Raw genomic sequence first — 12,360 nt, forward strand, 5'->3', positions numbered from 1 at the left:
ACTAAGCGAAACGAATGGATTTTTCATTTTTTTATATAAAATTGATTGCAATAGTGCGGATTAAGAAATAAAATATAATGGTGCAGTTCTACAGATTTAGGGATTAATTGCAAATGAATCAGTCAAAATCTTATAAAGGTTGCATGTATAAGCGGATAAAAAACGCAAGAATCCATACAGTGGAATGATTGCGGAGAGGCGGCATCATCTGTGAAGACGGTGCGAGAGGCTGTTTTTCCGGTTTTATCATTTAATGACAAAGGGAGTGAGAATGTGGACTATGTTATTGAAATGTTAGGAATCAGAAAAGAGTTTTCTGGTTTTGTAGCGAACGATAACATTACCTTACAGTTAAAGCAGGGAGAGATTCATGCTTTACTAGGTGAGAATGGCGCGGGAAAGTCTACCTTGATGAATGTTCTTTTTGGTCTTTACGAACCTGATGGCGGAGAAATCCGTGTTCGTGGTCAGAAAGAAGACATCCATAGTCCGAACAAGGCCAACGATTTAGGCATCGGAATGGTGCATCAGCATTTTATGTTGGTGGACAAATTTACAGTGGCCGAGAATATCATTCTTGGCAAGGAGCCGAGCAAATTCGGCGTCATCGAGAAAAAGAAGGCGATTCAGGAGATTCAGGAAATTTCCGATCGTTATGGATTGCGTGTTGATCCAAATGCACTCATTCGAGATATCTCGATTGGCATGCAGCAGCGTGTAGAGATTCTTAAAACACTTTATCGCGGTGCTGATATTTTGATTTTTGATGAACCTACAGCGGTACTTACTCCACAGGAAATTAAAGAACTCATTCAAATCATGCGCTCCTTGATCAAGGAAGGCAAATCCATTATTTTAATTACGCATAAGTTGAAAGAAATTATGGATGTCTGCGACCGGGTAACCGTTATTCGTCGCGGAAAAGGAATCGGCACAGTCGATGTTTCGGAAACAAATCCGCAAGAATTGGCCAATATGATGGTCGGACGTGAAGTTGTTTTCAAAACAGAAAAAACACCTGCCCATCCTGGTGAAGATGTACTGGTCATCAAAGACCTGATCGTAAAAGAAAGCCGCGGAGTAGAAAGTGTTCGTGGGCTTAACCTAAGTGTTCGTGCGGGAGAAATCGTGGGCATTGCCGGAGTTGACGGAAACGGACAAAGTGAATTGATTCAAGCGATCAGTGGCCTCACCAAAGTGACAAACGGAACGATTACGTTAAATGGTCAGCGGATTGAGAATAAAAAACCACGTAAGATTACAGAATCGGGTTTGGGACATATTCCAGAAGATCGGCATAAACATGGCTTAGTGCTGGAAATGACAATCGGTGAAAATATCGCCTTGCAAACCTACTACAAAAAACCAATCTCCAACAAAGGCTTCTTAAACCATAAAGAAATGTATCAATTCGCCCGCAATTTAATTGAGGAATTTGACGTGCGGACAAGCAGTGAATATGTATCGGCCAAGTCTCTATCTGGTGGGAATCAGCAGAAAGCAATTATCGCGCGGGAACTTAGTCGAGATCCGGACTTCCTGATTGCGGCTCAGCCGACACGGGGACTTGACGTCGGGGCAATTGAATTTATACATCGCCGCTTGATTGAACAACGCGATAAAGGGAAAGCGGTTCTTCTGATGAGTTTTGAACTAGATGAGATTATGAACGTCAGCGACCGGATTGCCGTTATCTATGAAGGAAAAATCGTAGCAATTGTCAAACCGGAAGAAACCACGGAACAAGAGCTTGGGCTGCTTATGGCAGGTAGTAAAAAAGCAGAAACGGGGGAAGCGATCCATGGCTAAAGTCAAATCATCTTTAAACGCATTGATCATTCCGATTACAGCCGTTATTCTGGGGCTTTTGTGTGGCGCTGTGATCATGCTTGCTTTTGGTTATGATCCGATTGCCGGCTATACGGCACTTGTGGAAGGGGTTGTCAGTCAGCCTTACTACATCGGTGAAACCATCCGTCAATCAACGCCTTACATATTGGTCGGCCTTTCTGTAGCAGTGGCCTTCAAAGCAGGACTTTTCAATATCGGGGCAGAGGGGCAAATGTTGATGGGCTGGCTCGGCTCTGTGATTGTCGGCCTTCATTTTGAAAACCTGCCTACTTGGATCCACTTGCCGTTTGCCGTTATTGTGGGTGCCTTGTTTGGGGCATTCTGGGCGTTCATTCCGGGTATTTTAAAAGCTACACTTCGAGTTAATGAAGTTATCGTCACAATCATGTTGAACTATACAGCACTTTATGTATTCAATTATGTTGTTCAAAATATCTTGACGGATGGCTTGGATAAAACGGAAAATGTGGCGGCTTCGGCTTCACTACAGTCGGCCTTCTTGCAGGAAATCACCCAATATTCAACACTTCACTGGGGGATTCTTATTGCTCTCGGCTTTGTTATTATCATTTGGCTAATGTTGAAGAAAACAACTTTTGGTTATGAAATCGAATCAGTTGGTTTTAATGAAAATGCGTCCCAATATGCTGGGATGAGCGTGAAGAAAACCATCGTGCTTGCCATGGTACTTGCTGGTGCGCTCAGCGGCCTTGGTGGTGTGATGGAAGGTTTAGGTACATATGGAAATGCTTATGTCCTAAGTGCATCTCCGGGTATCGGCTTTGATGGGATTGCAGTAGCTCTACTTGGTGGAAGCTCGCCAATCGGCATCGTGTTCTCGGCACTTCTATTTGGTTCACTTAAGATTGGGGCATTGAACATGCCAGCTGTTGCAGGTGTTCCGAATGAGCTGGTTGATGTCATCATTGCACTGATCATCTTCTTCGTAGCATCCAGCTATATCATTCGTTGGGCGCTGGCGAAATTCAAGAAAGGGGCGAGAGCGGAATGACAACCTATATTGCAACGATTGTATCGAGTACTTTGCTAATGGCTGGCCCGCTGATTTTTACTGCACTTGGCGGTGTATTTTCAGAACGTGGCGGTGTCGTCAATATTGGATTAGAAGGCATGATGGTGATGGGCGCCTTCTCAGCGATCGTCTTTAACTTGACTTTTCAAGATGTTTTTGGAGCCTGGACGCCGTGGATATCACTGATCGCCGCAATGGTTGTCGGTGGACTGTTCTCACTGGTGCATGCTGTAGCGACCATTAATTTCCGCGCAGATCATGTCATCAGTGGTGTGGCCATCAACTTCTTGGCGACGGGGCTTTCCTTATTTTTAGTCAAGGCAATCTATGACAAGGGACAAACAGATCAAATTACTTATTATTTTGGTAAACCAGATATTCCATTTTTGAAAGATATTCCAGTGATTGGTGACATTTTCTTCACGAATGTGCCGGTTATGAGCTATGTAGCGATTGCTTTTGCGATTATTTCGTACTTCGTGATTTATAAGACACGCTTTGGTCTTCGTCTTCGCTCGGTAGGTGAGCATCCGCTTGCTGCTGATACGATGGGGATTAAAGTTCGCTGGATGAGATATCAAGGTGTTATCATCTCTGGTATTCTTGGCGGCTTGGGTGGCGCTGTGTATGCCCAAAGCTTTACGCTTGATTTCGGTCATGCGACGATTTCCGGACAGGGCTATATGGCACTGGCTGCGATGATCTTTGGTAAATGGAATCCGCTTGGGGCAATGGGGGCCGCGATTTTCTTCGGCTTTGCACAATGTCTGGCTATTACAGGAGGATCCTTACCATTCTTTAAAGACATTCCAGATATCTATTTGCAAATCGCGCCTTATGTATTGACGATTTTGGCACTCGTTGGCTTTATCGGCAAAGCAGAAGCACCAAAAGCAGATGGTATCAACTATATCAAAGGAAAATAATTCAACAGGCCTTGCTTCTTTATCAATTGGAGCAAGGCCTTTTTGTGTAAACATTCTTCAAAATTGTCTATCAGCCCCGTTTGCGCTACAATGGAAGATAGATGTTTAACCGGGAAGGAGCATACATATGCAGCTTTATCAGGAAAAAATTGGACCAGTGCAATTGGCGCTACTGGAAACAGATAAATTTAAGTCAACACGAATCGTTTTTAAATTTCGTGCGCCTTTAGATGAAAAAACAGTAACAAAGCGGGCGCTACTTGCCATGCTTTTTGAAACGAGCAATCAAACCTATCCGAATCAGACAGACTTTAGGAAGAAGCTTGCCTACCTCTATGGTGCAAATTTTTATACGACGGTAGAAAAAAAGGGGAATGAGCATATTATCAGTGCAGTCTTTGACATGGTAGATGCAGACTTAGTACCTGATGGGGAAAATCTGCTAGCAGAGGCATTTGCTTTTATTGAGCAAGTGTTTTTCAATCCGCTGGTTAAAAATCAGGCTTTCGATGAGGAAACCGTAGAACGGGAAAAAACCAATCTGCAAAGTCGGCTTGAGGGCATTTATGATGACAAAGCACGTTATGCTAATCGACGCTTGCAGGAGGAAATGTTTGCAGAAGATGTCTTTCGAGTTCCAGCATCTGGTCTTGTAGAAGAAATTCGTCAAATAGATGCGACTAATCTGTTTACCTATTACCAAGAGTGGCTTAAAACAGATGCCATCGATGTCTATGTATGCGGACGTATATCACGAAATACACTGATTCCGTATTTGGAAAAACTAGTGTTTCCTAATCGGAAGAATCAGATGGCTCAGTTTACGACGAATACAGCAAGAAAAGAAGCACAATATGTGTATGACGTGCAGCCAATCAATCAAGGAAAACTTGCCATAGGGTATCAAACGAACACTTTGTTTGGCGATGCGGATTTTGTAGCTTTACAGTTGGGCAATGGGCTTCTAGGCGGTTATGCCAATTCAAAGATCTTTGTAAATGTGCGCGAAAAAGAAAGCCTGGCCTACTCTGCTTCTAGTCGAGTAGATAGTTTTAAAGGCTATTTATTGATTTCAGCAGGGATCGATGAAGCAAATTATGAGAAAGCACTTGCAATTATTCTGGAGCAGGTGGCAGCGATGAAAGCCGGCGATTTTACAGAAGAAGAGCTTGCGCAAACCAAGGAAATGTATATCAATCAATTACTTGAAACGACCGATCAGGCGCAGGGGATGATCGAAATCAGTTATAATAACCAGTTAAGAGCAAGTGATTTAGATCCGGAAAACTGGATCCGTAAGATTGAACAGACGACAAAAGAAGAAGTGCTGGCAGCGATTCGAAAAATCGAACTGGACACGGTGTATTTCTTGAGCAGAGGAGTGACAGAGCATGCGTAAAATCGATTTTCCAGAGGTCAATGAAACGGTATACGAAAAAACGCTTGCGAACGGTTTGCGGGTGTTCTTACTGCCTAAAAAAGGTTTCAGCAAAACATTTGCTATTTTTACAACGAATTATGGATCCATTGATAATGATTTTGTTCCAATTGGTGGGAAGGAGTTTGTTCATGTACCGGATGGGATTGCCCATTTTTTAGAGCACAAACTGTTTGAAAAAGAAGAAGGAGATGTGTTCTTTAAATTTGGCGAAAAAGGTGCCTTTACGAATGCGTTCACTTCATTTACTCGGACGGCCTATCTTTTTTCCAGCACATCGCATGTCCATGAGAACTTGGAAACCTTATTGGATTTTGTGCAGGAGCCCTATTTTACAGAAAGTACGGTTGAAAAAGAGAAAGGCATCATTGCGCAAGAGATTCGTATGTATGATGATGATCCGGATTTTCGTGTTTATTTTGGTGCGATTGAAAACATGTATCACACGCATCCAGTTAAGATTGATATCGCCGGAACAGTAGAGTCGATTGGAGATATTACCAAAGACCTGCTGTATCTATGCTATGAAACGTTTTATCATCCAAGCAATATGGTTCTTTTTGTAGTGGGTAATTTGGAGCCGGATGAAATGATGCATTTGATTGAAGAAAATCAAGCGGCGAAAGATTTTCAACAAGTGGCCCCAATCAAGCGAGCTTTTCCAGATGAACCACAGGAAGTGGCTATCAAAGACCGCAGTATCACATTTCCTGTTCAGCGCGCCAAACTGCTGGTTGGTGTCAAGGAAGATATTGGCAAGTTGCGCGGAAAAGAAGCTGTCAAGCATGAAATGATCGCTGATGTGGCGCTCGAACTTCTTTTCGGAACGACTTCTGATAATTATTTAAGGCTCTATAACGAGGGAATCATTGACGATACTTTTGGCTTTGATTACACACTTCAGGATAGTTTCTCTTTTGTTTTGATTGGTGGGGATGCGAAAGACCCGGATAAACAGAAAGCAGCTATTTTTGAGGCGCTTAAACAGGCGGCAAGTGAAGGCGTGTCAGCGGATAATCTTGAATTGATCAAGCGTAAAAAAGTGGGGCAATTCCTGCGTGCACTTAATTCACCGGAATTTATTGCCAATCAGTTTAGCCAGTATGTGTTAGAGGATGCTTCTCTCTTTGATCTTCAGCCGGCGATTGAACAAATCACAGTGGCCGAAGTCAATGCCTTTCTTAAAACCCTGGCAGAGCCGAAACGGCAAACAACTTTCCAAATTCTGCCGGAAACAGCCGAATGATTCAGCCGCTAGTCGGAGTTTCTTTTCGGTTTCCAGAAGCATTTTTAGGAAATCGATAGTTTTTTTTAGAAATCTTCATGAAAAAATGGTTTTTTTGGCTTAGTCATGCTATCATGAAATAAATGGAGTTAGGGGTTTTGCACATTGAGGTTGAAAGATCGATACGCATTTGTCACTGGAGCAAGCGGGGGGATTGGCAGAGAAATTGCTAAGCAGCTTGCGGCGGATGGTTTTCATCTTTATTTACAGTATTTTCAGGGTGAAAAAGAAATCCGGCAATTGATAGATGAGCTTGCGGATCTTCATGTTGATTTGATCCCCATACAGGCGGATTTTTGTGATCCGGCCAGTTTAGAAAAAATGATGGCGAATATTTTTCAATTAGATGTATTTGTTCATGCAGCAGGGCAGTCCAGATACGGCTTGTTGGAAGAGACAAGCGATCAGGATATGACCATGCTTTGGGATACCCATCTTAGAATGCCGATGCGTCTGCTTCGTCATTTATTGCCGAAGTTGCGTACATCTGAGTGTGGAAGGATTATTTTTATTAGCTCGATTTGGGGTGAGATCGGTGCGGCAATGGAAGTGGCCTATTCAGCTGTAAAAGGCGGACAGATTGCTTTTTGTCGTGCGCTCAGCAAAGAAGTAGCTGATCAGAAAATTACGGTTAATTGCATCACACCCGGTGCAGTTGACACGCAGATGATGCAAGGATTTTCGCGGGAGGATATTCGACAGTTAGAGGCGGATATTCCATTTGGAAGACTCGCAAAGTCAGAGGAGATTGCAAAAGTTGTTTCGTTTTTAGTTAGTGAAAAAGCAGGATATATCACAGGCCAGACAGTGGGCGTTAATGGTGGTTGGCATATGTAGCGAATTATTTTGGCTATCTTCGTGAAATATTGATTTAAAAATGGCAGGTGTTAAATTTGACTGAATTAGGTGACAAACTGAAAGCCGCTCGTCGTGAAAAAGGACTCAGTTTAGATGATTTACAGCAACTAACGAAAATTCAAAAAAGATATTTGGTAGCAATCGAGGAAGGTAATTATTCGGTGATGCCGGGTAAATTCTATGTTCGAGCATTTATCAAACAATATGCAGAAGCGGTTGATCTAGATAGTGCAACATTATTTGATGAGTTTGAAAGTGAGGTGCCTGAATCACAGCAGGAAGTTGTGAAGCAGGAACAAAGCCGAGCGCAGAAAAAATCTGCTCCACTTACCACGCAGTCAGTTGGTGGTACAGGCGGTCCGAACCGTAATCGTTTTTTTGATATTCTACCAAAAGTACTGATTGCTTTGTTTATTGTATTTATCCTCTTTATCATTTGGTATTTTGTTTTTGCAAATAACAATAATGATGATACAGTAAATAATTCAAGCAGTGACAGCAGTATCAAAATAGAAGATGGAACCAATTCATCGACAACGAAAAAATCAAGTGATTCTTCCTCTTCCAAAGACTCTACTTCAAGCGATGATTCTGCGAAAAAAGCAGAAGAACAAAAAGCTACTGAGCAGAAGAAAGAAGAAGAGAAGAAAGTAGAAGTTACAAAAGGTGAAACAAGTGGGAACGCTACAACCTATACCGTGAAAAATGCTGATAAAATTTCGCTTGAGATTAGTGCGAGCGGTGGCGATTCATGGATTGGGGTTTCTGCTGCATCTGGTAGTAGTATTTATAATAAAACGCTGGCGGATGGTGAAAGCTCAGGAACAATTGATGGTGGTAGCGAAACCACGATTTCCGTTGTTATTGGAAATGCGCCAGTAACAACTGTCAAAGTGAATGGTGTCCAAATTGAATTGGCGCCAACGCTTGTCAAACAAGTGCTGACAATCAACTTGGATACAAGTAGTGACAGCAGTTCGTCTGATAGTAGTGCTCAATAATTTGAATGAAGTATAAGCAAAAAACGCTTATACTTCATTCTTTGTCATTTAATCAAAAAGGAGAGAAATTGATGAATCTACCTAATAAACTGACAGTTGCTAGAATCTGTCTAATTCCAGTTTTTGTGATATTATGCGTTGTGCCGTTTCCGTTTGGGGAAGTAGAGTGGCTTGGTTCAACCATTCCAGTTGCCAATTTGATTGCTACTGCTATTTTCATTATTGCGGCGTTGACGGATTGGTTTGATGGTCATCTTGCCAGAAAACATCATCTTATTACGAATTTTGGGAAATTTGCCGATCCGATGGCAGATAAATTGCTCGTTACAGCTGCCTTTATTATTTTAGTGGAAATGAATATTGCGCCAGCATGGCTGATTATTTTGATTATCAGTCGTGAGCTTGCTGTAACAGGCTTGCGTTTGTTGCTTGTCGAAGGCGGGGAAGTTATGGCAGCCGGGCAACTTGGGAAAATTAAAACTTTTACCCAAATGATTGCTATTCCATTGCTCTTTTTGGATAATTTCCCGTTTGCTTGGACTGGCATTCGTGTTGATCTTATTTTTCTTTATGTGTGTGCCTTCTTTGCCGTTTGGTCGGGAATCGACTATTTTTACAAAAACCGCGGTATTTTCAAGGGTTCTATGTAATTAAATATATTTAATAATGCTTAGGAAGTCGTGAAAGTGAGCATCGATAATATTTTCTTGATATTGTTGATATATAGCCACTTTTACGGCTTTTTTTATTGTGATTGAAAAAACAGTTGACAGTCAATAAATAGATAATGTATTATTTAAGTATGATAAATAATAATTAAATATATTTAATAACAGGAGTGAAGCATTTGGTTATTCAAAATCGACAGTTTATTCAATCCAGTAGAGAAAGAATTTTTCAAAAAACGGGCAATGAGAAGCTGGCTCACATGTATGAGAAATGTATGACAAATACATTGGATACGACAATCAAGTATCGCGAAGACGGAGCAACCTTTATTGTGACAGGGGATATTCCGGCGATGTGGTTGCGAGATTCAGTCTGTCAGATTCGTCCATTCCTCTATTTTGCCAAAGAAAATGAGGAAATTCAGCAAATGCTGATCGGCTTATTAAGAGAACAGGAGCGGATGATTGCCATTGATCCATATGCAAACGCTTTTAATGAGACGGCTAGCGGTGCTGGGCATCAGAATGATTTAACGGAGATGCTTCCTGAAATTTGGGAACGAAAATATGAAATTGATTCGTTATGTTATCCCTTGCAACTTGCTTACTTTATTTGGAAATTTGCTGATCAGACGGCTCAATTTGATAACGCTTACTTAAAGATGATTCATTGCGTATTGGATGTTTGGCAGACGGAGCTTCGCCATGAAACAGACTCGCCTTATAGATTTGAGCGACTTGATTGTGCAACAACTGACACGCTCCCTCGTTCTGGAAAGGGAAATGAAACCGCTTATACAGGTCTCCTTTGGTCGGGCTTCCGTCCAAGTGATGACGCATGCGAGTATGGCTATCTGATTCCTTCCAACCTATTTGCCATTCGTGTTCTTGCTTATACAGAAGAAATTTTAGCGACATTTTTTGCAGAGGAAATAGAGCTACTTGCGGAGGTTACGACACTTCGACAAACGATTGAAGCGGCGATTGAACAGCATGCGATTTATAATCATGCAGAGTTTGGTGAGATTTACGCCTATGAGGTAGATGGTTTAGGCAATCAATTGCTGATGGATGATGCCAATGTGCCGAGTCTCTTGGCCCTGCCATTTTTAGGAATTGCTGATGCAGATTCAGCGCGTTACAAGCAAACACGTCGCTTTCTGCTTAGTCAGGAAAATCCTTTCTATCAAGAAGGCGAATATGCGGCTGGGATCGGTAGTCCTCATACACCACTCGGATATATTTGGCCGATTGCCCTTAGTATTCAGGGACTGACGGCGACTGAACAAACGGAAAAAGAACAGATGATGCGTTATTTACTCGCAACTGATGCCGGGACGGAAATGATCCATGAATCTTTTGACCCCAATCAGCCGGAAAATTTCACACGTGAATGGTTCTCATGGGCAAATATGATGTTTTGTGAATTGGCGCTTGATTTGGGCGGCTACAAACTAGACCTTGGCCAGCCTGTTTATCGCTAATTTGAAAGGAGTTGTTGATATGAAAAGACTAAGAGCGCATTCTGTAGAAGCGCACCAGCAACGAATGGCCTATCTATTTATTGCGATTCCGGTTTTGCTGCTACTTGTATTTTTAATTTTGCCAATTGGCATGGCGCTAGTCGTTAGTTTCACTGACTATGATGTGGTAAACGCGCCGAATTTTCTTGGATTTGATAATTACGTCAAGATGTTTCAAGACCAGTATTTCCTGATTGCCTTGCGCAACACAGTGGTGTACGTCTTGCTGTACGTGCCGCTGGGCTTGATTGTTTCACTTGGAACAGCCTCTTTGATCAATATGAATAAAAAAGGCGCGGCGATGTTTCGAACATTCTTCTATGTGCCCGTTCTTTGTTCAACCGTTGCAACAGCGACCATCTGGTATTGGTTGCTAAATCCGCAATATGGTTTGATCAACATCGTGCTTGGCTGGTTTGGAATTAATGGTCCCGCCTGGTTGTATGACTCACATTGGGCAATGATTGCCATTGTACTGATGAGTGTTTGGATGACTTTTGGAACAAATATGATGATATTTATTGCTGGACTTCAAGGTATTCCGCAAAATCTCTATGAAGCCGCTAGAATGGAAGGCGCAAACAAGTGGAAAACGTTTCGCTATGTTACATGGCCTTCGCTTTCAAAGACGACTTTCTTGGTGACAACAATGCTCATCATCAATGCCTTTCAGGTGTTTGACCAGGCCTACATTTTAACAAAGGGCGGACCTGGGAATTCTACGATGACACTGGTTTATTACATTTATAATGAAGGCTTTGGCGGGCTCGAAATGGGCTATGCTTCAGCGATGAGTTTTGTTTTGTTCCTGATTATTCTTGTTTTTGCGATCATCAATACACGACTCAATAAAACGGATAATACGATTTAAGGAGGGAGCACATGAATACTTACCAAGCAAGAAAATGGAGTAAAAATATTTTGTGGTACATCGGGGCGATCATTATCAGTTTGATTACTGTCGTACCACTGATCTGGACACTTTCAACAAGTTTTAAATCAGACGGGGAGATTCTTAGCAACACGTTAAGTTTCATTCCGCAGGATTTTACGCTCGATCATTATAAAGAGGTATTTCAAACCACCCCGTTTGCGCGCTATTTGTTTAACTCGATGGTGCTAGCGGTTGGCGGTGTGATTACTAACCTGTTTTTCGGTTCGCTTGCAGGTTATGCTTTTGCTAAATTGCCATTCAAAGGGAAAAAAGCCACTTTTATGGTTTTTCTAGGCAGTATGATGATCCCCTCAGTGGTCACTATGATTCCCTCTTTTCTCGTACTGAAAAATTTTCCGCTCGTGGGTGGAAATGATATTTTTGGACACGGCGGGATTGGTTTGATCAATACATACTGGGCGATTTTACTGCCGGGTGCTGCGGGGGCTTTTTCAATCTTCTTTATGAAGCAATTTTTTGAGTCGCTTCCTTCTGAACTGGCTGAAGCCGCGCGTATGGATGGCTGTTCGGAGTTTAAGATTTTTTGGCGCATCTACATGCCGCTTGCAAAAACGGCGCTGGCAACACTTGGAATCATGACGTTCCAGTCGGGCTGGAATCAATTCATGTGGCCGCTCATCGTACTCAATTCACAGGAAATGATGACGGTTCAAGTTGGGCTGGCTGCCTTTCAATACAACGAAAGTGCCAATTATGGAGCGCTGATGGCAGGGACGGTTCTGGCAACATTGCCAGTTCTGATCGTTTTCATTTTTGCACAGAAGTATTTTGTTCAAGGTATCGCCCACGAAGGTGGTAAATAATAAATAAAGGAGTTTAAGA

The 12,360-nt window shown here is 42.2% G+C and carries 11 protein-coding genes; all 11 read left to right on the forward strand.

Going from position 1 to position 12,360, the window contains the following annotated elements; genetic code table 11:
• Positions 1-273 precede the first annotated feature (273 nt).
• Entirely contained in the window at positions 274-1,809 is a 1,536-nt protein-coding gene (locus CS921_RS00645; protein ID WP_099221493.1) for an ABC transporter ATP-binding protein, read from the forward strand.
• The gene (locus CS921_RS00650) at positions 1,802-2,863 is read left to right on the forward strand and encodes an ABC transporter permease (protein WP_099221023.1); all 1,062 of its coding nucleotides are present in this window, start codon (positions 1,802-1,804) and stop codon (positions 2,861-2,863) included. Before CS921_RS00645 ends, CS921_RS00650 begins: the two co-directional genes overlap by 8 nt.
• On the forward strand, positions 2,860-3,810 hold the full coding sequence (locus tag CS921_RS00655) for an ABC transporter permease (RefSeq protein WP_099221025.1): 951 nt from the start codon (positions 2,860-2,862) through the stop codon (positions 3,808-3,810). Before CS921_RS00650 ends, CS921_RS00655 begins: the two co-directional genes overlap by 4 nt.
• Before the next feature lie 127 nt (positions 3,811-3,937).
• The gene (gene yfmF / locus CS921_RS00660) at positions 3,938-5,209 is read left to right on the forward strand and encodes an EF-P 5-aminopentanol modification-associated protein YfmF (protein ID WP_420843729.1); all 1,272 of its coding nucleotides are present in this window, start codon (positions 3,938-3,940) and stop codon (positions 5,207-5,209) included.
• On the forward strand, positions 5,202-6,494 hold the full coding sequence (gene yfmH / locus CS921_RS00665; RefSeq protein WP_099221029.1) for an EF-P 5-aminopentanol modification-associated protein YfmH: 1,293 nt from the start codon (positions 5,202-5,204) through the stop codon (positions 6,492-6,494). The genes yfmF and yfmH overlap by 8 nt, the downstream gene beginning before the upstream one ends.
• A 144-nt stretch (positions 6,495-6,638) precedes the next feature.
• Positions 6,639-7,370, forward strand: coding sequence for an elongation factor P 5-aminopentanone reductase (ymfI, locus tag CS921_RS00670; protein ID WP_099221031.1), 732 nt, complete (start codon positions 6,639-6,641; stop codon positions 7,368-7,370).
• Between the two features lie 56 nt (positions 7,371-7,426).
• Positions 7,427-8,392, forward strand: a complete 966-nt coding sequence (locus CS921_RS00675) for a helix-turn-helix domain-containing protein (protein WP_099221033.1) — start codon at positions 7,427-7,429, stop codon at positions 8,390-8,392.
• A gap of 71 nt (positions 8,393-8,463) precedes the next feature.
• Positions 8,464-9,042 carry a CDP-diacylglycerol--glycerol-3-phosphate 3-phosphatidyltransferase gene (pgsA, locus tag CS921_RS00680; protein WP_099221035.1) on the forward strand — a complete coding sequence of 193 codons (579 nt, stop codon included), beginning with the start codon at positions 8,464-8,466 and terminating at the stop codon, positions 9,040-9,042.
• Positions 9,043-9,239: 197 nt separating this feature from the next.
• Positions 9,240-10,544 carry a glycoside hydrolase family 125 protein gene (locus tag CS921_RS00685; RefSeq protein WP_099221037.1) on the forward strand — a complete coding sequence of 435 codons (1,305 nt, stop codon included), beginning with the start codon at positions 9,240-9,242 and terminating at the stop codon, positions 10,542-10,544.
• A 19-nt stretch (positions 10,545-10,563) separates the two neighbouring features.
• Positions 10,564-11,454, forward strand: a complete 891-nt coding sequence (locus tag CS921_RS00690) for a carbohydrate ABC transporter permease (protein WP_099221039.1) — start codon at positions 10,564-10,566, stop codon at positions 11,452-11,454.
• A gap of 11 nt (positions 11,455-11,465) precedes the next feature.
• Positions 11,466-12,341: a carbohydrate ABC transporter permease gene (locus CS921_RS00695; protein WP_099221041.1), complete on the forward strand. Its 876-nt coding sequence runs from the start codon at positions 11,466-11,468 to the stop codon at positions 12,339-12,341.
• Positions 12,342-12,360: the final 19 nt, after the last annotated feature.

The sequence above is a fragment of the Listeria costaricensis genome (assembly GCF_900183385.1).
Lineage (GTDB): Bacteria > Bacillota > Bacilli > Lactobacillales > Listeriaceae > Listeria > Listeria costaricensis.